This is a genomic window from Bacteroidetes bacterium GWF2_43_63, assembly GCA_001769275.1.
GTDB lineage: Bacteria > Bacteroidota > Bacteroidia > Bacteroidales > DTU049 > GWF2-43-63.
In genome coordinates, this window is sequence record MEOQ01000018.1 from 58,897 (window position 1) to 81,144 (window position 22,248).

The window sequence follows — 22,248 nt, forward strand, 5'->3', positions numbered from 1 at the left end:
CCATCCATATGTAAAATTATTGTATATTGCACTCCAAATTGAAAAAATATCCGATGAAACATATCTATCTGTTTCTAAGCCTGTTACTCGCGAATTGTTTATCAGTATTTTCACAGAACTACAATGATTCGTTGACGTCAAAGCTTTATATTGAGAAAGATCTTGATACGGTTTATTCTGAAATAATAAACACGGGAGCCCGCCTGAGGCTTCCGCTCTATTTTACACCATTTTCTCAAGGAGAATACCATGGCTACATGCATACTGGAACTGCCACAACCATCATCGGACAAAAAATGGATTCAACAGCGTTTATCAGTGTTACAGCCAATCTCAACAAAGACGTTTTTCTCAAACAGGGTGCAGAACTTATTGAAGAACTTGATTTGGAGACACTGGAGGGAAGGCCTGCAAAAATGTATCTGATAAAATTCATGGCCGACAAGACACCGGTACACCGATTAATGCTGTTTACGGGCGACCTGAACAGCTCTTTAATGCTCACTGCCAATTACCCGGAAATATTTTCAACTTTATTGAAAGATGTTATACTGACCAGCTTTTTAACTGTCCAGTATTAAAGTGTGAAGCCTATGAAAAGAAAAATACTTTTGCTTTTGTTTTCGGTTATTCTGAGTGCTTCGGGCTTTGCTCAAACAAATACCGTGGTTCATTATGTGCCTTTTAAAACGGACACTCAAAGTTTATGGATGCCGGGAGATGCCGGCCTGGTCGATTTAGACATTCCATTCTTTGATATTGGATGGAACAACAACCGCACTTTTGGCGGCATCACTAACGTGGCCGGGTACCCTTTCGGCGCACAGTTTACAGCTGGCACATGGGGCAAAATTGGCTCCGGTCTGCGAATTGAATTCGGAAATGAGCGTGTTGATATCGATTATATAGCCAATGTCGATTTGGAAATGCCGGCAGACGGCAGCTTCGAAAAAGGCGATGAAATAACAATCAACACTTCGCTGAATCCGTTTCCCGACTCTTGTGTAATTACACCGGAAAAATACAACGTGTTATTTCAAATATGGATGGCTGTAGGTTTTGGCTTTGAAATCAGCGGCAGGTTTTGTTTTTTCAGCTGTACAAATGCTACTATCCTTGATATTGATATGCCTGTTGACACATTCGACATTGTTCGAATTGACCCCGTTGGCATCTCATTGCTGGATGGTCAGTATTTTTGGGCCGCTGACGATTATTTTCCTTTTACATGGACCGATAGTCGCGAGATTATCGATCTGATGATCACAATGCCGAGCAACGACAATGCGTCCAGCTCTATGGCCACGGACACACTGATTTCTCGCATCCCACCTTTCTTATATGCCGATGTGTACTTCGATATACCCAATTTCATTGCTGCTCTGAACATTCCTTATGTCAGTGCTTTTTTTGCTAATGTCGAAAATGAATGGGAGTTGGGGCCGATAACGGTTGGTTATTCTCTCATGCATACTGGTTTCGAAATTGGCTTATATCATAACCAAACGCTCACTTTTGTTCCACGGGTTCAAACCACCATGGATTTTCCCGGACTGATTGACTATAAGATTTTAAGTCCCGCCAACACGGTACTCACCTCGGGGACAGATTCATCCATCACATTTACTGTCGGCGACAAAATCCGATTCAGGTACCCATGCAATTATGATTTTATGGAAATTGATCCATACTACAAAATGCGCAACGATTTTAATAATCACACCTACGATTCCATTGCCTTCGATTTTATTTTCCAGATGCTTGAATTTCACATTTCAATGGATGACATTGAAGTAATTCCGCGTATCTGTATTCCCATTTATTATCCCTGCGGGCCATGGTATTGCGTGGTATGCGATTGGTGTTATGATGGCGATATCTGCACCCCTGCTGTTGTTTTTCATGGATTCAATTACTCACTCGGACCTTTGGTTGACCTTCGCCCTAATTTATACAATGTGAAATACGATTGGGTTAACAGTCACTGGGAAATGCAAGGATTCAACGACGTTGATCACCCTAAATTCAGAATCGAACCTGCAAAGTTTGTTGTAACTGTTGCCCCTGTTGATGTAAAATGTTTCGGTGCAAGCACCGGGTCTGCTGCAGCAACAGTTTCTCACGGTAAACCACCTTATCGCTATGAATGGTCAAACGGATCCGTAGTAAATTCTTCCGCAACATCATCAACGGCCAGTAATTTGCCGGCCGGCACACACTATGTGATTGTTACCGATGCCAACGGATGCGTTACTTTCTGCTCGTTTGTTATTGATCAACCCGACAGCCTGCTGGCAGTTTCAGGTATAACTACAAATATTTCGTGTAATGCTACTGCTACGGGAGCAATCGATATCACAACAACGGGCGGTACTTCGCCATACACCTACAACTGGACTGGAGGTATCGCAACCGAGGACCGGACTAATCTAACTGCCGGAACCTATACCCTGACCGTAACAGACAATAATTTATGCACGAATGTATCTTCGTACACGCTTACCCAGCCATATGTACTCGTTTCAACGCCATCATCGGTTAATGTGAACTGTCGTGGTGGGTCAGACGGATCAGCTGCTGTTGATGTAACAGGTGGAACCCCACCGTACAATTATGCATGGTCAAGCGGTGACACCACTCCTGTAATTCAGAATATTTCAGCGGGCGCATACAGTGTTACAGTCACTGATTTCAATGGTTGTCAGAATGTTTTGAACTACAATATTACACAACCCGCAGCAGCACTTAATCTTGCAATCACAACCCAAAATGCTTTCTGCAACGGCGAGGCAACAGGTTCTATTACCATTGCTACCTCAGGTGGTACTGCGCCATACGAATATGCGTGGTTCCGCAACGGACAAACGCTCAATCATTACAGCGCTGATATCAGCAACATTTCAGCCGATGATTATTCTGTAGTAGTGACTGATTCAAAGGGCTGTTCCGTTGACACCAACCTCCATATTTCTGAGCCGCCATCCATTACTTATTCGCTATCAACTGTTGACAATTTGTGCTTCGGCGAAACCAACGGCAGTGTGTCTCTCAGCGTCAATGGCGGGACAGGGACTTACACCTATAACTGGTCAAACGGAGCGTCAACTCAAAACATCGGCGCACTTCCGGCTGGCAACTACAATGTGACAATTACTGATAACAATGGTTGTACACAGTTCGCCCAGACCGTGATTACTCAACCGGGGGCTCCGCTTACAGCGTCCATTACTCCAACTCCGGTGCTCTGCAAAGGAAACGCAACCGGGTCTGTAATTCTCGATACACAGGGTGGAACTGCACCTTACTTCTTCCAGTGGTCTTCCGGATCAACAAACCAAAATCCCGATGGTCTAATTGCCGGAACATACACGGTGACAATCACCGACAATAATGGCTGTGTGGCCTACAGCGGAACAGTAATCGAAGAGCCGGTAAACGCTCTTGCCGTTACCACCACCATTTCGGATCCGCTCTGCTACAACTCTGCAAACGGCAGCATTACAATAAATGCTGAAGGTGGCACAACGCCTTACTATTTCAGATGGGACGACACGGATTATTTGATGCAGAACAACGGACATCGTGTTGAAAATGTAAGCAGTGGTCCTTATCAGATAATTGTGACCGACGCCCATGGATGTCAGTCAACTCAACCCATTTTTGTCAACCAGCCCGACAGCATCACCGCATCAGCGATCGAAGGCATGACCAGCTGTTTCGAAGGAAGTGACGGAACCATCGACCTGAGTGTTTCAGGTGGAACTGCTCCTTATTTGTATAACTGGTCTTCGGGTGAAACCAGCGAAGATATCAGCGGTGCCGGATCAGGATACTACACTGTCACAGTTACTGATGATCATGCCTGCAGCAGGTCGATTACCTATCACATCGCTACGATGACAGAGATCATAGTTGGAGCTTCGGTTGTTCAGGTAAGCTGTTCGGACAACTCCGATGGCGAAATTTATTTGTCAGCAACGGGTGGAACAGGCGACTACACTTATGTTTGGTCAACCGATGAAACCACGCAGCAAATTCTGGATCTTGAGCCAGGCAGCTACAGTGTTACCGTCACCGACAACAACGGGTGTCCGAAAATAATGGAATACACCCTGCCTGAAAGCGAGAATGCCTGCATTGACATACCTTCGAGCTTTACACCCAACAGTGATGGTAAAAATGACAACTGGGTGATCAATAACATTGAGTTATATTCGGGACACCGTGTCCAGATTTTCAACCGCTGGGGCAATCTGCTTTATGAGCAGTCGCCATATACAACGCCCTGGGATGGAAAATTCAACGAAAATCCGGTTCCGGCCGAAACCTACTACTACATCATTGACCTCAATAATGGTCAGGAAGCATTTACCGGAACAGTAACAATAATCCGCTAACCTTTTTTTAATGAAAATAATTGCAAGTGTTTTAGTTTTTTTGTGGATATCGGCGGTTTTCGCCGATAATGGGGATACACCAACAGGGGATGTGCCCGCACCTTGTTTTTCAGTTTCACTGACCGGGACACACAACAACTGTTATGGACAAAGCATGGGAACCGTTCACCTCACAATAATTGGCGGCACCGGACCCTATACTATTTCATGGTCATCCGGCGAAACCGGGGTTTCTGACATTTCCGGAAAGCCCGCAGGATATTATGATGTGCAGGTGATTGATCAGGGAACAGGTTGTGTGGCTTTTGATATTTTTAATGTTACAGAACCGCCACAACTCAGCTCCAGCCTGACACAAGTCGATGTTAAATGCTACGGACAAAGCACCGGCAGTATCGACTTAAATGTTTCAGGCGGAACGCCTGGCTACATATATAACTGGGGGGGTGCAACCACACAGGACCGCAATAATATTGCAGCAGGTTTTTATTTGGTTACCATAACAGACTCGAAAGGGTGTTCTAAAAAAGATAGCACCATTATCACGCAGCCCGCACAAGCACTTGATCGATCAACAACATTTGTCAATCCATTGTGTTTTGCTAATGCAAACGGCTCCATCGATCTCACTGTTTGGGGCGGAACGACGCCATACGTTTATAACTGGAATAGCGGAACATGGGCATCGCAGGATCTTTCCGGAATTGCAGCCAATACATATTCTGTAGTTATTACCGATGCAAACAATTGCACTTCGACGGCTTCTGTTACACTCACAAATCCTCCACAAATGACGCTGGGCGTGACATCGGTCGATAATAACTGCTATGGCGAAGTGCTTGGAAGTATAAATGCTTCTGTAGGTGGAGGCACATTGCCTTATACCTATCAGTGGGCAAATAGCACCTACACCCTTTCCTGGCCCGAAGAAGATCAGGATTCGCTCAGCAACGACACCTATTATGTTACTGCGACGGATGCAAATGGATGTTATCTGAATGATTCAGCCATTGTTTCATCTCCTACTGAACTGCAACTTTCAATAACATCATCCAACGTAACCAGTTTTGGCGGATCGAACGGATCAATAAACACAACCATCAGCGGTGGTGTGCCTCCTTACCTGTTCATATGGTCAAATGGAGCCACCACACAGAATCTCAGCAATATTCCTGCAGGTTGGTATTCTTTGATTGTTACCGACGACCATAGCTGCACCATCATTGACAGTGTTTATATCAGTGAACCTTCAGATCCGCTCACCGTTACGCTGGCTGGTACTGGTGTTACCTGCTTTGGTGGCAGTGATGCTTCTTCCGAAGCCACCGCTTCAGGAGGAACATCTCCTTATACATTTCTGTGGTCAACTGGCAGTATTGATACCTTCGTTGATGAACTACATGCAGGATTTTATTCTGTTACCATCACCGATGCTTTCGGGAACAATGCAGCTGATACCATCGAAATTCTGCAGCCCGCAGCATTCACATATGTTGAAAACATTACGAATGTTTCATGTAATGGTCTTGGCAACGGAGCTATTGACATTACTATTGCAGGCGGCACCGCACCTTATGTCTATGCTTGGTTAAACTCGCAATATGTGCTTGCTGCCATTACCGAAGATATTTCAAATATGCCTGCCGGCCAATACACATTGCAAATAACAGACACGCTCGGATGTACCGGCAGTTACGTAACCACGATTTCACAACCCGATCAGCTGGTTTCAGACATTTCGTACACCGATGCCTATTGCGCTTTCAGCAGCACCGGAACAGCAAGTACAACCGTAATTGGAGGCACAACTCCCTACGATTATCTTTGGTCAAACGATGCCACAACCGCTGATATTTACTCATTACCCGCAGGAACATATGTGCTGACTGTGACCGATGACCATGGCTGCTTTATCATCGACAGTGTTTCAATTTCACAACCCGACAGCATTGCAATAGTTTATTCAACAACACCGGTCACCTGCCGCGATCAGCGCGACGGGACTATTTCGGCGTATGCAACTGGTGGAAACGGCAATTATGATTATTTGTGGAATACCGGTGACATTACTGCATCGCTGAGTGACTTACTTGCCGGAACCTATTCTTTGATCGTCACTGACATGATGGGTTGCACAGGAAATGCAGACGTAGTAGTTGAAATAGTAGAAATTGATTGCATTAATATTCCTTCTTCTTTCACACCCAATGGCGATGGAATAAACGATGACTGGGTAATCAGAAACAGCGAGCTCTACCCCAAGGCTACCTATCAGATTTTCAACCGCTGGGGCCAGGAAGTCTATGTCGTTGATGGTCTCTGGACGCCCTGGGATGGAATGTGGAAGGGAAATCCGATTCCTGCCGAAACCTATTATTATTTCATCCGGCTGACCCCTGACAGCCAAACGTTACAGGGAACAATCACCATTGTCCGATAAGAATACAATTGTTATGAAAAAAATATTTCTACCACTGGTTTTAATGCTGTTTGCGCAAGCCACTTTTGCTCAGCAATTGTCACTGAACAGTCAGTACATGATGAACCGCTTTGTCCTCAATCCGGCCATTGCAGGGAACTACAATTACATCCCCATCAACTTCAACATCCGTAAACAATGGGATGGAATCAACGGGGCTCCGGTTACGCAGTCGCTGTCGGCACATTCATATCTTGGAAGCAATGTAGGTATTGGCGGATATTTTTTCAACGATGTTACGGGGCCAACCCGACGCACCGGAATGAATGTTTCGTTTGCCTATCAGCTGAAACTCAACAGCGACTTTTCGCGCAAACTAAGCTTTGGTCTGTCCGGAGTATTCTTTCAGCACTTCGTTGACAAAGACAAACTCACCACCAATGAACCAGATGATATTGCCATCACCAATGGCTTCAACAATCAGTTCTGCCCCGATGCCAATTTTGGCGTATATCTTTCACAAACCAACAAATACTATCTTGGATTTTCTATTCAAAATATGCTCGAAGTTAAAAAAGACCTGTTTGATATAAACCGTATGGTTGACAATCCTGTTGAAAGAACCTATTATGCAAATGGTGGCTATACTTTTAATCTGAACGATGATTTTGTTTTCGAACCATCATTCCTGCTTCAATTTCAGGAAACTACCCCTGTGCAAATGGACTTCAATGGTCGCTTTGGCTACAAAAACAGGTTCTGGCTGGGTGGTTCGTATCGTATAAAAGATGCTGTAGTAATGATGGTCGGACTTGATTTTGACGATTTCTGCATTGGCTACTCATACGATCTGACCATGAGCGATATCAAAAACTATTCAAGCGGAAGTCATGAAATCAATCTGACTTATCGCATATACAAAAATGGAGCTCTCCGTCAAAACAGCAGGAGCACTCCACTGTTCAACTAATATTCATTTCTCCTATGATGCGATTAATTTTATTTTCTGTTCTGATTTTTTCTTTTTCAATTAATCTTTTTTCTCAATCGGCCAATGCGATAGAGCTGATGAATAAAGGAAACTATTCCGAGGCTGCTGTTTTATTTGAAAAAGCGACCTCTGGGAGCTTGCCTGAATATGCAGACCTCACCAATCTGGCCTATTGTTACATCATGCTGCATGATTTCATCAAAGCGGAAGCAACCTATGAAAGGGTGATGCAGCATTCGAAAAAGGAAAATATCCAACGCTTTTATTTTGGCGAAGTGCTGCGCATAAACGAAAAATATGCACAGGCCAAAGAACAGTACAACCTTTATAAGACAGCATTCCCTGACGATTTCAAAGGTGATCAGCGCATCCGTTCCTGCGATAGTCTGGTGGTTTGGAATAAATACAATTCTAAGTATTCGACCGGAAAAATTCCTGCTATTAATACTACAAGCGACGAGATGTTTCCATGGATGTCGGGTGGAGTTCTGCACTTCAGCAGCAACAGCCGTACATTTCTGACTGCAGCAGGCGAAACCAGCAAATATACTGATGCGCAAATATTCAATATTTTCAGTTTCTCGTCAGGCCTCGTTAAACATAAAAAATTACCGGTCACCGATTCCAGCAGCTTCACAGCTTATGTTCCGGCATATGGAAAAGAAATTCTACTAACGAAAAAAATAAAAATCACACCAGCTGGCGACGAATTGAGTCCCTCAATAATCAGCATTGATCAGAAACACTTTGTTCCTGCTGAAACTCCGACAGGATATGTGTTTTCGCATCCCTGTCTCTCAAACAACGGAAGCCGGATTTATTTTGTTTCAGACATGCCTGGCGGATTTGGCGGCACCGATATTTATTATTCCGATCTCACTGGCGCCACATGGGGAACCGCAGTAAATGCGGGCTCCGCGATAAATACACCCGGCGACGAAATGTTTCCATATGTCACTGCACACGACTCTTTGCTTTATTTTTCGTCGGACGGACATCCGGGATATGGCAATCTTGACATCTTTGTATCGCGCATCAACAATGGGAAATGGAGTAATCCTGTAAATATGAAATCGCCAATCAACAGCATCGGAAACGATTTCTCCATTGTTTACAGCGACTATCCCTGGGAAGGCTATTTGGTCTCAAACCGTTATCCTGACTCAAAAGGCGGCAATGATATTTTTAGTTTCAACCTCGAAAAACCGGTTATTGCAATACCTGCAGATACAACAAAACCATTTGTTTACAATGCTGATCCCAGCCTTTTATATGCATTCTTTGAAACCGGCTCCAGCACTATCGATCCGGAATACACAGGAACTATGGACAGTCTGATTGGACTGATGAAAAAATATGATTATCTGAACCTTTCCCTCATCTCTTTTGCCGATGTTCGGGGCAGCGAAAAAATCAACACCCAACTGGTGACTGATCGTCTCAATGCTGTGACAGAATATTTCACAACGGCAGGGATCAGCGCTTCGCGCATCGTTGGAAAACCCGGAACAACTTCAAGCGATCGCGAACTTGCCAACCTGACATTCCATGCGCAGATTGGCTATGTCGCCAAAGAAAATCAGGAAGATTATTTTGAGTGGAGAACCTACAATAAATACGATGTTGCTTCGCTGAAAAAAGGCAACGGATATTCCTATTTCACCGGAAACGGCAGTCTGAAAGAGATGCAATCATTAGCCAGGGAAATAAATACACGTTTCAATCTCGGCGCATTTGTCATCGTTTCCTACCGCAATAGGGTGTTCGACGATACTGTGTTTGCACCCAATCGCCGCGTTGAAATGAAATTGTACAATAAATAATTTTTACAGCAGCGCCCGCAATTTCTTATATCCTTCACGGCTGGCGCGCAGTTTCTCGCCTGTTTTCAGCGTGACAAGATGCGTGTCCTTTTCATACAACTCAACTTTGTCGATGCATTGAATATTCACAATATAACTCCGGTGAATCCGAAGAAATTCAGCAGGCAGATTTTTCTCAAAATAATTCATTGTTTTTTCCTTCAGAAAATCGCCCTTACTGCAATGAATCAGCACATAATCATCCTGTGATTCGATGAAGCGGATGTCGCTGACCTGAATAACATGCAGGTTGCTTCCAAGTCTCGCAACTACGCGCAAAATCTTTTCGCCGGTTTCTTCGCGCATCGCGTCAGTTTCAGAAATAACTTTTTCATGCACGGAACCGCTTTGTTTTTTTTGAAGAATCAATTTGTCCACAGCTTCATTGAAACGCGCTTCAGAAAACGGTTTCAAAAGATAATCAACCGCACTTTTTTCAAATGCTTTCACTGCAAAATGATCGTATGCTGTGCAGAAAATGACAGCCGGCTTATATTCCAAAACTTCTAGCAATTCGAACCCATCAACTTTCGGCATTTGTATGTCTAGAAAAATCAAATCCGGTTTTACTTCATTGATCATTTTTATCGCTTCGAAACCATTCTGACATTCGCCAGAAATTTCAAGATCATTACGCTGTGCCGCATACGAGGCAATGATGTCACGTGCAGGCTTTTCATCGTCTATAATAATCACACTGAGTTTCATAACTGCGGAATTTTTAAAGTTACTTTAAACACACTTCCGGAATCATTTGTTCTGAACAATGAATCATCCTTATACATCAGACGAATGCGTCCGGCAGTATTGCTTAGGCCGGTTCCTGTACCAGTCCTGGTGCGCCCTTCGGGATCATAACTATTTTCGATATTGATTAACAGAAAAGGTGCGTTGCATTCACAATTCACCTGAATGTCGCTTTGCTTCTCGGTGCTGTACACGCCATGCTTAACAGCATTTTCGATCAGCGGCTGCAAAATCAGAAAAGGCATTTTCATACTTAGGCACTCCTCAGGCGCATGAATAGCCACGTTCAGACGATCACCAAAGCGCACTTTTTCGATATCGGTATAAAGACGAATATGATTGATCTCCTGTTCCAATGTAGAAAACTGCTCATTGTTTTTACGAAGCGAATAGCGCAGAAGCTCACTGAGTTTTATGATCATTTCGCGCGCCTGATGAGGGTTTGAAATAGTAAGCGAGCTTACCGAATTCAGACTGTTGAACAGGAAATGCGGATTGATCTGCCACCGCAAAGCATTAAGCTCGCTCTCCTGAAGCATCGACTGCAAACGCATTCCCTGCTCTGTTTTTTCGCGCAGCACCTGCAGGTTTTTATAAAGTCGGAATGCAAGCAGCATGAGCAACAAAAGCATTGCTGCCACAATCATCCGCGGGATGCGCGAAAGTTCGTAGAGCGAACGGTACACTCCGTTTGATTCCGAAATATATTGCAGCAACGGATCACTGACAATATAAAACAATGACACTGCAACCAGGTATCCGAAAACCATTTGAAAAACGGATCTTGCTTTTGAAAACCGCTTGTGATCTTCGTATTGAAGCATGAAGTACAATGCCAGCCCATTGATAAAAAGCAAGGTAGTGCTGATTACGCTATCGGCGACAGCCCAGCGGAAATCAATGTTGTAAGCCACCCACAATAAAACAGCATAGAATACTGTAATGAGTATCCATGCTGAAAAATAGGAGAAAAAAACGTGGCTTCTGCTTTTCATTTAGTCGAGAATGCTGGTGATTTCACCTCCGCCAAACACTGCGCTGCCTCTGATAACCAATGTCCGAGACATATCAACGGTTCCGGTCATAATTCTTTTGTCAACGATTCCGCCGAAAACATTCGACGATTCAATTTTTACATTCCAGTGAGCAGGAACAATCAGTTTGAAACCGCCAAAAACAGCCGTAACTTCGAGAATATTATCGCCTTCGGCAAGTTCGCTGTCGAGTAAAATCACATTACTTCCACCGAAAACGACTTCTATTTTTCCTCCCTGAAACTGTTTGGATGTCACCCTGATTTCACCTCCTCCAAAGATATTCACCTCATCTAACAGATCATTGGATCTGGCCTGTTTGCGGATGCGGCTTTTAAAAGTATGTCCCGCTTTAAAAAGAATCATAACGCCAGCAATAATAATAAGTGCAGGCCAGAACACCTGTTTGAATTCAACAGGAATTTCATAGATGTGACTGGCCAGATAAAAACCGCCAACAGCCATCATTATAATTCCGAAAATTTTTGAATCGCCGAACAGGGATATAAAACCAATGGCGAGTAAAAGCATGGGCCAGTTGAAAATAATTCCGACCATCTGATCGTCCATCATACCCATATTGCGCAACATCCACAATACGCCGGCTGCTATTACCAATAATCCGAATACGATTCGCTTCATAGTCCTTTGTTTATACGTGCATTGAGTTTCCATTTTTTTGAGTTTTTCAGGTTAGTGCAACAAAGGTATGTTCACTTCACTTCGCCCGAAAACCCAAATCGGTCAATGGCTGTTTTTATCCGGTAAAGATACGAAGAGATGCAAAACTGATGAAAAAGATTCGCCAATGCCCGGAGCTGAACAAGAATGATGGGAGCCAGACACACAATGCGCATTGAGCATTGATCTCTCCGACATTCTACCGTCAGCTTGCACAGGTTGTCATTGCAGCTTTGCTGACGTGGAATCGTCGGGAAGTCAGAGTCAATAACAAGCCAAATACAAAGCAGCTTTTCGACAGAGTATATCCTGCTGTTCGTGCTTCGACGGATTTTACCCCGCTATCAATATTTCGACGGAGTTTATCCTGCGGAACGCAGGGCTCAATATGACAGCGGGGCTCAGTGTGACAGCAGACAGGGCTCATCATGCTGCAGGCGCAAACGTCACCTTTCTACTTTAAAAACTTTGCAAGCTTTCCACTTCAAAGGTGCTTCGCGTCTTCTTGTCCCTGAGGCTGGCGCCCAAGGCTAACTTATATTGCGCCGCCGGCGCATCGGATGGTGCTTCGCAGCTTTCTTTGACGCCTTCGGCTCCTTGTGCGTTGCGCCACAAGCCACTTCGTTCCCTACTCAAGACTCAGTCTGTATTTCAGCGCGTTCACATAGTAGCGGGCGGTTTTATCGCGATAATCGACGTAGGCTTTGTTTGCCCAATCGTAGGCGGCCTGAAAATCGCCTTTCACTTCGCAGGCAACGGCCATATTCAAACAGGCCCTGCCGGCCACTTTGCGCTTCGGGTGATTGGTGAGCGGCCTCCAGATTTCCATGGCGCCCGACCAGTCGGATGTTTCGGCATGACGGAAACCGCGCAGAAATTGCTGTTTGGCATCGGCTTTTCCGCGCTTGTACATATCGCGCCGAACCACATAATAGCTTGGCAAAAAACGACTGATGTATTCACTTCCGGCAGCATAAGCGGTCTGCGGCAACGCTTCGGGCGGCGGTATCACCAGCCCGTTCGGATTGTCAAACATAATATAGGTCTGCGTCTGATATTGGTCAATGATTTTTTTATCCTTCGGGTCGTATAATCTCCAGTAGCTGATCACATTCATGCGAATCTGACGTGGCACTACCGGTTGGCTCTCGCCTGTAATGATTGCTCCCACCTGATTAGTGACAGTCTGAGCAACCAAATCAGAATTGGAATCAAAGGTTTCGAGCACCAGCAACACATCGGCTTTATTGGTGTTGCAAATGGCTTGTACGGTATCCCAGTTGAGCAATTCCGGCGTTTCGCGGGTGCCGGTTCCATACAATCTTGTTTTTTCAGGAATAACAATGCTGATATCCGACCATCCGTTCATGCGGTCAAAAACGGCTTTGACACATTCATCGGAAGCCAGTTTATCGGAACCCGCCACTTCGGCCGAAGTCACCGATTCGAGAATATTTTTATCCTTGTCGTCTTGTTTCACCAACGAGCGATTTACAATAGTGATGGTCTTGATATCATCGGACAGGGTAAGTTGCGGCGGGTTTGGATACTGAAGCGTAACCCAGCCCCATTTGCTGCAACCGGTCGATAAAACAATGATAATCAGCAGTGGGAGTAATAATTTCTTCATAAAAATCCGGATTTGGTGGTTTTTAGACCGCCGGACTTAACAAAAGTTGTACCGAAGCATTTTTTAGATATGCAACAAACTGCATATATCTGACTTACAGTCTTGAATTCTCAAACAGTAAACTCAGATCGGTTCAAAAAAATGATGCAAAGCAGGAACTAGTGCGGATTTCAATTATTAAAACATTAAAAATCAACATTAATATTGACTTTTTTAAGAACATCTTTTTTAATTTGTATATGAAAATCGATATACCTTTGCACAATTTTAATTACCAACGTATGACTGCACAAAATAACCGAAAAGTGGTTAACAAAGACGATGTTGTCATCAAGTTTGTCGGTGACTCCGGCGACGGGATGCAACTTCTCGGAACCATTTTCTCTGAAACCATCGCTTTAGCTGGTGAAGATTTGTCAACATTTCCCGATTTCCCGGCGGAAATCCGGGCTCCGCGAAATACCGTTGCCGGTGTTTCCGGATTTCAGGTTCATTTCGGATTCAAAAAAGTATTAACACCAGGTGATCAGTGCGATATACTTGTCGCATTCAATCCGGCCTCACTGAAAGCCAACCTTAATAACATTAAAAAGGGCGGCACCATCCTTACCGATGAAGACAGTTTTGAAGAAAAAATTCTGGCTCCACTCGGATACACCACAAACCCACTCTACGACGGAAGTCTGGACGGGTTTAATGTTATTCATGCACCCATCACTTCACTTGCCAAGGGCAGTCTGAAAGACATGGGCATTGACAACAAAACGGCAGAAAAAACAAAAAACATGTTTGTTCTGGGTATGTTGTTCAATATGTTCAGCCTCGATTTGAAGGCCACCGATGATTATCTGCAAAAGCGTTTCAAGAAGAAACCAGAGCTGATTAAGATCAACGAAATCGTTATTAAAAACGGCTATGAATTTGCCAACACCATCGAGGCAATTCCAAGCTATGTTGTTCCCAAAACCCAGCTGAAACCTGGCAAGTACCGCAACATTCATGGCAACGAAGCCACCGCCTGGGGACTGATGGCTGCTGCCGAAAAAGCCGGACTACAATTGTTTCTTGGTTCTTATCCCATCACTCCTGCAACGGAAGTTCTGATGGAACTGGCCAAACACCGCGAACTTGGTGTGAAAACATTTCAGGCCGAAGATGAAATCGCCGGCATTTGCTCGGCCATCGGCGCCAGCTTTGCGGGTTCACTTGCCTGCACATCTACTTCTGGTCCTGGTCTGTCCCTGAAATCAGAAGCCATGGGTCTGGCCGTAATCACCGAACTCCCGCTGGTGGTTGTTAACGTTCAGCGTGGCGGTCCTTCTACCGGACTTCCCACCAAAAGCGAGCAGTCCGATTTATTACAGGCATTGTATGGCCGAAACGGCGAAGCGCCTATGTTCATCATTGCTGCTACTTCTCCGGCCGACTGCTTTTATACAGCCTACGAAGCCGCTAAATATTCGCTGGAGCATATGACTCCTGCCATCTGTCTCACCGACGGATATATTGGATTCGGTTCCGAAGTAATCGAAGTTCCAAAAATGGCCGAACTTCCTACTATTACTCCTCGCAAAGCCAAAGCAAGAAAAGACGGCGAAGGCAAATTTTTACCCTATGACCGCGATCCGGAAACCCTCGCACGCGAATGGGCAGTTCCCGGAACCGAAGGTCTGCGTCATCGCATTGGTGGACTTGAAAAATCAAATATTTATGGTGAGGTGACAACCGATCCGGCGAATCATGAATTGATGGTAAATCTTCGTGCTGAAAAGGTTCAGCGCATTGCCAACTATTTGCCTTTGCAGGATTTTACCGGCCCGGCCGATGCCGATCTGCTCGTTGTGAGCTGGGGTGGCACCAAAGGTCAGGTACAAGATGCTGTTGAACAAGCCAGAGCCAAAGGAATGAAAATTGCGCACACCCATTTCCGCTACATCAGCCCGCTGCCGAAAAACACACGCGAACTGCTTGCATCGTTCAAAAAAGTGTTGGTTTGCGAACTCAACATGGGTCAGTTTGCCGGTTATCTGCGCATCAATTACCCAGAAATTCCTTATCTGCAATACAATAAAGTGCAGGGACAGCCATTCACAGCACACGAACTGGTCGAAAATTTCAGTCAAATCTTAAAAGCTTAAAATTATGATGGGCGTTATCAGAAATAGCATAGAAAAATCACCGGTTCCTTTGACTAAATTAGATTTTGTCAGCGACCAGATGGTGAAATGGTGCCCAGGTTGCGGCGACCACAGTATCCTGAATGCAGTTGCCAAAGTGTTCCCGGAAATCGGTTACAAAAAGGAAAACTACGTGGTAGTATCCGGAATCGGCTGCTCATCACGTTTTCCGTATTATGTAAATTCATACGGATTTCATGGTATTCACGGACGTGCGCATGCCATTGCCTCAGGTGTAAAAATTGCAAACCCGGGCCTCAGCGTCTGGATTCCAACCGGCGACGGTGACTCATTGGCCATCGGTGGAAATCACTTCATTCACCTCATCCGTCGCAACATCGACGTAAACGTGATGCTTTTCAATAATCAGATTTATGGTCTCACCAAAGGACAGTACTCACCTACCAGCCCGCTGGGAGCCCAGACAAAGACATCGCCTTTCGGAACCATCGAGCATCCTTTCTCAGTGGGCGAACTAGTTATTGGTGCACAGGGAACATTCTTCGCACGTGCCATTGACACCAACCCGCCAATGATGACCGAAATCATGTTCGAAGCAGCCAAGCACGACGGAACCTCGATTGTGGAAATTCTGCAGAACTGCGTTATCTTCAACGACAAAGTGCACGAATACATCACTTCGAAAGAACACCGCGCCGATATGCAGCTTCACCTGAAACATGGCGAGCGCATGCTTTATGGTGCAGAAAAGAACAAAGGCATCCGCCTGAACGGCCGCATACTCGAAGCAGTTACCATCGGCGAAAACGGAATTACTGAAGAAGATATTCTCATTCATGATATGCACAATCCGGATCCCGGCATGCACCTCATGCTTGCCAAACTGTCGAGCCCGATTGCCTTTGGCGTTATCCGCGCTGCCGCTGCCGCCACTTACGACGACCTGATGGAAGAGCAGATCGAGCAAGTGAAAGCCGGAAGCAAGATAAAATGCATGGACGACCTGTTCAACAGCGGCGACACCTGGGAAATCAAATAATATTTCCGATCACATTTCCTGTAAAACCGGCTCTCAAGGCCGGTTTTTTTATTATCTTTCAGAATTGTTTTACCAATGTTATACTACGAATTTCCAATCATTATTATCTTTACACAAAAAAAGAAGATGAATTTATTGCTACTTGCCATTGCCCCAATTTTCCTTCTGGCGTTTTATCTTTATTACAGAGACAAATACGAAAAAGAACCCATCGGAATGCTCATCAAGGCTTTGATTGCGGGAGCAGTAATTGTGATTCCGATCTTATTTGTTGAAATATTCATCACAAAATATGTGGACAAATATTCCGGTTCAACCGGAGCCTTTTTGGATGCCTTTGCAGTAGCCGGCTTCACCGAGGAAATTTTCAAATGGCTGGCGGTTTATTTGTTGTTTTTTCGCTCAAGACATTTCAACGAGCGCTTCGACGGCATTGTCTATGCGGGCATTGTATCGCTCGGATTTGCGCTGGTCGAAAACATTATGTATGTAGTTGGGAATGATTCTGCCTCAGTCGGCTACTTGCGTGCATTCACGGCTGTTCCGGCTCACATGCTGTTTGGGGTTGTGATGGGATACCGTTTCGGACTCGCCAAATTTCTGCCTGCCGGCAAATCATGGCAGCTGTTCATGGCTTTCTTCATGCCGTTTCTGCTGCATGGAATCTACGATTTCCTACTCATGCTTGAGAAAACATGGGCGCTGATATTGTTTTTCCCATTTGTGATTTTTATGTGGTATTTTGGGCTGGTTCGCATGAAGCGCCACTCACTCAACTCGTCATTCAATAATGCTAAGCTCGGGGATCCCACTGGAGGTTCACCCCTTCAATAAACTACAGCAACACTGTATCGCGCGCCACAAAGACACAACTTGTCACGTTTTACGTGAAGGCACGAAACTCCCGGAAGTTAATTACTTTGTTTATTAAATCCGATTCCGGTGCCTGGCATCATTAAAACATCTGTCCACAGATTAAACAGATTTTCTCAGATTCTCCAGCAGGGCTGATTTACACAGATGTGAATCAGGCTTCATCTGCGATGAATATTGATTCATTATGTACACTTCTGTTTGAAGAAATTGCGCAGCAGTTTATTCAAACCATCTGTGAAAATCTGCGCTTATCTGCGGACAAAATAAGATGGAGCATCTAAAGCGGTTTTGCAGTAAATTCCACAGCGATGTAAAGTGTTGCAATTTGAGAACGGAAATTACTTTGACTGAATTAAATAATACTAAGCTCGGGGATCCCACTGGAGGTTCACCCCTTCAATAAATTTCACTAAATCATCGATTCCCGCTCTGGTTTCCGAAGAAGTAATTACGTGTGCCGGAAGCTCTTCCCAGTTTTCTGAAACTTTTTTCAGCACCGCATCCACATTACGCTTGAGTTCGTTCTTCGTACACTTATCGGCTTTGGTAAAAACAAGTGCCAGCGGAATGCTGTTCTCGCCCAGCCAATCGATGAATTCCATGTCGATTTTCTGGGGCTCAAGGCGGGAATCAATGAGCACAAAAGTGGTCATCAGGTTTTCGCGGCGACCTAAATATTCGCGAATCATGGGACCCCATTTCTCGCGCGTTTTTTTCGAAATCTTTGCATACCCGTAGCCCGGGAGGTCGGCCAGATACCAGCAATTGTCGATGATAAAATGATTAATAATCTGCGTTTTCCCCGGCGTGGAGCTGATTTTAGCCAATTTATTTATTCCGGTCATTGCATTGATAAGCGATGACTTACCAACATTGGAACGCCCGGTAAAAGCGTACTCCGGTAATTTAGCGGGGGGACACTTTGTCCAGGTTGTGCAACCGGCAATATATTTTGCAATCATGGTAAAAGAAACAATTATTCGCGGCCCTTATAGAAAGAAGCCAGGTGCCGATGCTTTTTCGATTCGTAAATATCGGCAATATTAACAAGGATGCCGATTTCCTCTACATCGCCAAACGTATCATTCAGCGAGGAACCGAATGTTCTCATTGAATTGGTGAGATTCATATAAGCATTCACCAGTGGTGGAAAATTCATTCCGCGACTGCGGACAAACCGCATCAACAATGTTTTGTCCTCTTCATACGTTTTTCCGTGGAGAATATTCCGGATGACATCTTCTGTTGTGCGGATAGGACGCGGAACATAAGCCCAAACCAGATTATCGCGATCCGGGAAATGCTTCATCAGAAAAGCCATAATAACATCGCGGGCAAACTGATCATATTTCAGATACATGGTTACTTTGCCATAGAAATATTTTATTTCAGGATGCATGATGATGAGCCCACCAAGTCCGTCCCAGAGATTGTCAAGCGAAAAAATCCCCTTGCGGCTGTCGCGCGAAGGCTGATATTGCGGCTGAACAAATGAGCGACCTAATTCTATGGTGTCCTGAAAATAATCATCCATAAACTTTTCAGAGAACCTGAACATGTGGGTTGTGGCCAAATGATAATGCCCATGTTCATCGGGATGTGTATCTTTCAGCTTGATATAGCGATAACCGCCGATGATTTCCTGCTCAATCGGATTCCACACAATCAGCTGATAATAGGCATTGGAGCCTTTGTCGAATTCGTCAATATCTACAGGCTCGCCGGTACCACCACCTGCTTCGCGGAAAGCAATTTCACGCAGCCGGCCAATTTCCGTCATTAATGCCGGAGCATCATCGCCAAGAAAAATATAAATCTCGTTATGACCGAAATTTGTATAACGGACAAAGCGCTCAGGAGAGAGTTCTCTGAGTATATCTTCGCGTGAAACTTTGTCTATCAGCGGCTTCATAATATCCCTATGTACAAAAAACAAAACAAGGTGGTAAAATTAATCATTTTGTGGCAGACTGTACACAATTTGTTTCACAAAATCTGCCCATTCAATGTCTTTTTTGCTTTTATCAAAGAATGTGTACGGAATCGGATTGCCAAAGGTTATTGTTATCGTTTGTCCTTTCTGACGATACATTTCATCAGACAAAAACATCATTTCGATATTGAGTTTTATGCCCAATCGTTTGCGCCAGTTGGCTATCCGGTAGAACCTTTTTGAATTTTGTCCGCTCACATGCACTGGAATCACAGCCCTCTGATGCTGTCTGGCTTTCTGCACAAATGTTTTTTTCCACTCAAGGTCAACAATTTTTCCCTTGATTTTTCTGGAAGCCAGACCGGCAGGGAAATACAGAATATTGTCATTGGAAGCGAAGGCTTCTTCCAGCGCTCTCACTCCGGACGAGGATTGCCCACCTACTTTGTTTATCGGAATAAACAACTCCCGCATATTGGGCAGATAAAGAAGAAAATCATTCACCGGAAAACGGATGGGAGGTTTAACTCTGCCCACCGTCTCAATTAGAGCAAGTCCATCGAGGCCACCCAACGGGTGATTGGCAACCAGTAAAAAACGCTGCTGACTATTGAGATTCTCAATTCCATTGATGTTGATGCTTACACCAAAATCTTTCAACACTGCGTTTACCAGCTCAATACCCTTCTTCTCGCGGTTTAAAAACAGTGTTTCGTTGATTTCCTTTTCATGCAAAATTTTCCGCAGGTAGCGAATAATACATCCAGGCAAAAGCCTCTCCAGACGCGGATTCTTGTCACGCACCAACTGCCTTACATCAATGGTTCTTTCACTGATGATCAGCGATCCGTTTTCAATTCGATTACTCTGAACTTCCATAATCCCGGTTTTGTTCTGCAAATGTAAAAACTTCCGACCACATCAGCGTTTGAGTGAGTTATTCACCGTTTTAGGGGATTCCCCACAAAAACACATTTTACATCTATCTGTTTTTCAATGTTTTAAAAATTCTTTGTAACCTTTTTCCCTTAAATAAGTAAAAAGTTATCAACAAAGTGGCTAATTGTGGCTAAAAGTGGGGAAGATTTCTTTACTTTACACATTAAAATCCTGAAATGGCAGCGTTTATCGGAGTATATGACTTAAAAGCAGATTCGAAGGGGCGGTTCGTTTTTCCGGCGTCCCTGCGGAAACAGCTTGCGGGTGAGGCCTCCGAGGCGTTTGTCATGAAAAGGAGTGTGTTTTACAAGTGTATTGAGCTTTTTCCACAATCAACCTGGGCCAGAGAAACCGAAGGAATTGCCCGGCTGAACCGCTTTGTTAAGAAAAACAATGACTTTATCCGTTTGTTTATGTCTGGCTCCCGCGTGGTGAATATCGACGATGGCGGCCGATTGCTGATACCCAAAGACCTTATGGTCTTCAGCGGCATTTCGAAGGATTTAGTTCTTGCTTCGGCCATCGACCGGCTCGAAATCTGGTCGAAAGCCGATTACGAAGCGTTCATCGCCGGCGGATCCGCCGATTTTCCGACTCTGGCAGAGGATGTTATGGGAAATGCTGCCAGCAGCCCGGAATAAAAAAATGACGCATCACGTAAGTGTTTTACTCAAAGAAAGTATTGATTACCTGTCTGTGAAAAGCGACGGCAGGTATGCCGATGTCACATTCGGTGCAGGCGGACATTCGCTGATGATTGCAAAGCAGCTGACAACCGGGCACGTGTATGGTTTCGATCAGGACGAAGATTCAGTAAATGGCTTCGAAGGACACCCAAATATCACAGTCATTCGCTCTAACTTCAGGTTCCTCCGCAATTTTCTGCGCTATTACGATGCTTTGCCCGTGGACGGTATTCTGGCCGATCTTGGTATTTCGAGCCATCACATCGAAACACCGGAGCGCGGTTTTTCGTTCCGTTTCGACGCTCCGCTCGACATGCGCATGAACACAGCTTCAGAGTTTAATGCTCAACAAATTATTGCCGAATACAGCACCGAAGAAATTACTCGAGTACTCAGAAATTACGGCGAAGTAGATCAGGCCTGGAAAATAGCGAACGCCATTGTAAAAGCGCGCACCGAAAAACAAGTTGAAACTACTTTCCAGTTAGTGGATATCCTTTCCCGATTTGCGCGCCCCGGCCGTGAAAACAGCTTGTTTGCTCAGGTTTTTCAGGCTTTGCGTATCGAAGTAAATCATGAAATGGAGGCCCTTTCCGAATTTTTGAAACAAAGTTACGATTGTCTCAAACCAGGCGGACGGCTGGTTGTTATTTCCTATCACTCGCTCGAAGACCGCATGGTGAAATCGTTTTTGAAATCGCAAAAAACAAACGATTCATTTGCCGAAAACATCATGGGACGCAAAGACCTGATGTGGAAAGACATTTCACGCGGAGCACTGACACCCTCAGAAGAAGAACTAAACGAAAACCCGCGCAGCCGAAGCGCAAAACTGAGAGTTGCCGAAAAAATATGAAAGAGAAGAAAAACATATCA

Annotated in this window: 17 protein-coding genes; 10 read left to right on the forward strand and 7 right to left on the reverse strand. The window is 44.7% G+C overall.

Annotation, left to right across the window (positions count from 1 at the left end; translation table 11 throughout):
• The first annotated feature begins 53 nt into the window (after positions 1 to 53).
• The 5 genes from A2W93_08810 to A2W93_08830 are packed head-to-tail and all read left to right on the forward strand — an operon-like array spanning position 54 to position 9,630.
• Positions 54 to 581 carry a hypothetical protein gene (locus A2W93_08810; GenBank protein ID OFY55229.1) on the forward strand — a complete coding sequence of 176 codons (528 nt, stop codon included), beginning with the start codon at positions 54 to 56 and terminating at the stop codon, positions 579 to 581.
• A 12-nt stretch (positions 582 to 593) separates the two neighbouring features.
• Positions 594 to 4,397 carry a hypothetical protein gene (locus A2W93_08815; protein ID OFY55230.1) on the forward strand — a complete coding sequence of 1,268 codons (3,804 nt, stop codon included), beginning with the start codon at positions 594 to 596 and terminating at the stop codon, positions 4,395 to 4,397.
• Positions 4,398 to 4,407: 10 nt separating this feature from the next.
• The gene (locus A2W93_08820) at positions 4,408 to 6,837 is read left to right on the forward strand and encodes a hypothetical protein (GenBank protein ID OFY55231.1); all 2,430 of its coding nucleotides are present in this window, start codon (positions 4,408 to 4,410) and stop codon (positions 6,835 to 6,837) included.
• A 13-nt stretch (positions 6,838 to 6,850) separates the two neighbouring features.
• Positions 6,851 to 7,786 (forward strand): hypothetical protein, encoded by a 936-nt coding sequence (locus A2W93_08825; GenBank protein ID OFY55232.1) that lies wholly within the window; start codon positions 6,851 to 6,853, stop codon positions 7,784 to 7,786.
• A gap of 14 nt (positions 7,787 to 7,800) precedes the next feature.
• Positions 7,801 to 9,630, forward strand: a complete 1,830-nt coding sequence (locus A2W93_08830; GenBank protein ID OFY55233.1) for a hypothetical protein — start codon at positions 7,801 to 7,803, stop codon at positions 9,628 to 9,630.
• A gap of 3 nt (positions 9,631 to 9,633) precedes the next feature.
• Here A2W93_08830 and A2W93_08835 read toward each other — a convergent pair whose 3' ends face one another.
• The 4 genes from A2W93_08835 to A2W93_08850 form a co-directional block, all read right to left on the reverse strand.
• Positions 9,634 to 10,377, reverse strand: coding sequence for a DNA-binding response regulator (locus A2W93_08835; GenBank protein ID OFY55234.1), 744 nt, complete (start codon positions 10,375 to 10,377; stop codon positions 9,634 to 9,636).
• Positions 10,374 to 11,411 (reverse strand): hypothetical protein, encoded by a 1,038-nt coding sequence (locus tag A2W93_08840; protein OFY55235.1) that lies wholly within the window; start codon positions 11,409 to 11,411, stop codon positions 10,374 to 10,376. The genes A2W93_08835 and A2W93_08840 overlap by 4 nt, the downstream gene beginning before the upstream one ends.
• Complete coding sequence (locus A2W93_08845; GenBank protein OFY55236.1) at positions 11,412 to 12,125, reverse strand: hypothetical protein; 714 nt, start codon at positions 12,123 to 12,125, stop codon at positions 11,412 to 11,414. It abuts the gene before it with no gap.
• A gap of 634 nt (positions 12,126 to 12,759) precedes the next feature.
• On the reverse strand, positions 12,760 to 13,761 hold the full coding sequence (locus A2W93_08850; protein ID OFY55237.1) for a hypothetical protein: 1,002 nt from the start codon (positions 13,759 to 13,761) through the stop codon (positions 12,760 to 12,762).
• A 281-nt stretch (positions 13,762 to 14,042) separates the two neighbouring features.
• On the opposite strand from A2W93_08850, the gene A2W93_08855 reads away from it, so the two are divergent.
• The 3 genes from A2W93_08855 to A2W93_08865 all read left to right on the forward strand — a co-directional run bounded on the left by A2W93_08855 (position 14,043) and on the right by A2W93_08865 (position 17,772).
• Positions 14,043 to 15,899, forward strand: a complete 1,857-nt coding sequence (locus tag A2W93_08855; protein OFY55238.1) for an MFS transporter — start codon at positions 14,043 to 14,045, stop codon at positions 15,897 to 15,899.
• 7 nt (positions 15,900 to 15,906) lie between these two features.
• Complete coding sequence (locus A2W93_08860; protein OFY55239.1) at positions 15,907 to 16,938, forward strand: 2-oxoacid:ferredoxin oxidoreductase subunit beta; 1,032 nt, start codon at positions 15,907 to 15,909, stop codon at positions 16,936 to 16,938.
• Between the two features lie 126 nt (positions 16,939 to 17,064).
• The gene (locus A2W93_08865; protein ID OFY55273.1) at positions 17,065 to 17,772 is read left to right on the forward strand and encodes a hypothetical protein; all 708 of its coding nucleotides are present in this window, start codon (positions 17,065 to 17,067) and stop codon (positions 17,770 to 17,772) included.
• A 404-nt stretch (positions 17,773 to 18,176) separates the two neighbouring features.
• On the opposite strand, the gene A2W93_08870 is transcribed toward A2W93_08865, so the two are convergent.
• From A2W93_08870 to A2W93_08880, 3 genes are read right to left on the reverse strand one after another with little or no spacing between them, the layout of a single operon-like run.
• A complete protein-coding gene (locus A2W93_08870; protein ID OFY55240.1) occupies positions 18,177 to 18,776 on the reverse strand; it encodes a YihA family ribosome biogenesis GTP-binding protein in 600 nt (199 codons plus the stop codon).
• 14 nt (positions 18,777 to 18,790) lie between these two features.
• Positions 18,791 to 19,726, reverse strand: a complete 936-nt coding sequence (locus tag A2W93_08875; protein ID OFY55241.1) for a hemolysin — start codon at positions 19,724 to 19,726, stop codon at positions 18,791 to 18,793.
• A 39-nt stretch (positions 19,727 to 19,765) separates the two neighbouring features.
• Entirely contained in the window at positions 19,766 to 20,584 is an 819-nt protein-coding gene (locus A2W93_08880; GenBank protein ID OFY55274.1) for a hypothetical protein, read from the reverse strand.
• 278 nt (positions 20,585 to 20,862) lie between these two features.
• On the opposite strand from A2W93_08880, the gene A2W93_08885 reads away from it, so the two are divergent.
• Positions 20,863 to 21,327: a division/cell wall cluster transcriptional repressor MraZ gene (locus A2W93_08885; GenBank protein OFY55242.1), complete on the forward strand. Its 465-nt coding sequence runs from the start codon at positions 20,863 to 20,865 to the stop codon at positions 21,325 to 21,327.
• Positions 21,305 to 22,228, forward strand: a complete 924-nt coding sequence (locus A2W93_08890; protein ID OFY55243.1) for a 16S rRNA (cytosine(1402)-N(4))-methyltransferase — start codon at positions 21,305 to 21,307, stop codon at positions 22,226 to 22,228. Before A2W93_08885 ends, A2W93_08890 begins: the two co-directional genes overlap by 23 nt.
• The last annotated feature ends 20 nt before the right edge of the window (positions 22,229 to 22,248 follow it).

Bases quoted from the DNA above. Each gene is read 5' to 3' on its own strand.
- A2W93_08810 (OFY55229.1), top strand. From the start codon at position 54: ATGAAACATATCTATCTGTTTCTAAGCCTGTTACTCGCGAATTGTTTA.
- A2W93_08815 (OFY55230.1), top strand. From the start codon at position 594: ATGAAAAGAAAAATACTTTTGCTTTTGTTTTCGGTTATTCTGAGTGCT.
- A2W93_08820 (OFY55231.1), top strand. From the start codon at position 4,408: ATGAAAATAATTGCAAGTGTTTTAGTTTTTTTGTGGATATCGGCGGTT.
- A2W93_08825 (OFY55232.1), top strand. From the start codon at position 6,851: ATGAAAAAAATATTTCTACCACTGGTTTTAATGCTGTTTGCGCAAGCC.
- A2W93_08830 (OFY55233.1), top strand. From the start codon at position 7,801: ATGATGCGATTAATTTTATTTTCTGTTCTGATTTTTTCTTTTTCAATT.
- A2W93_08835 (OFY55234.1), bottom strand. From the start codon at position 10,377: ATGAAACTCAGTGTGATTATTATAGACGATGAAAAGCCTGCACGTGAC.
- A2W93_08840 (OFY55235.1), bottom strand. From the start codon at position 11,411: ATGAAAAGCAGAAGCCACGTTTTTTTCTCCTATTTTTCAGCATGGATA.
- A2W93_08845 (OFY55236.1), bottom strand. From the start codon at position 12,125: ATGGAAACTCAATGCACGTATAAACAAAGGACTATGAAGCGAATCGTA.
- A2W93_08850 (OFY55237.1), bottom strand. From the start codon at position 13,761: ATGAAGAAATTATTACTCCCACTGCTGATTATCATTGTTTTATCGACC.
- A2W93_08855 (OFY55238.1), top strand. From the start codon at position 14,043: ATGACTGCACAAAATAACCGAAAAGTGGTTAACAAAGACGATGTTGTC.
- A2W93_08860 (OFY55239.1), top strand. From the start codon at position 15,907: ATGGGCGTTATCAGAAATAGCATAGAAAAATCACCGGTTCCTTTGACT.
- A2W93_08865 (OFY55273.1), top strand. From the start codon at position 17,065: ATGAATTTATTGCTACTTGCCATTGCCCCAATTTTCCTTCTGGCGTTT.
- A2W93_08870 (OFY55240.1), bottom strand. From the start codon at position 18,776: ATGATTGCAAAATATATTGCCGGTTGCACAACCTGGACAAAGTGTCCC.
- A2W93_08875 (OFY55241.1), bottom strand. From the start codon at position 19,726: ATGAAGCCGCTGATAGACAAAGTTTCACGCGAAGATATACTCAGAGAA.
- A2W93_08885 (OFY55242.1), top strand. From the start codon at position 20,863: ATGGCAGCGTTTATCGGAGTATATGACTTAAAAGCAGATTCGAAGGGG.
- A2W93_08890 (OFY55243.1), top strand. From the start codon at position 21,305: ATGCTGCCAGCAGCCCGGAATAAAAAAATGACGCATCACGTAAGTGTT.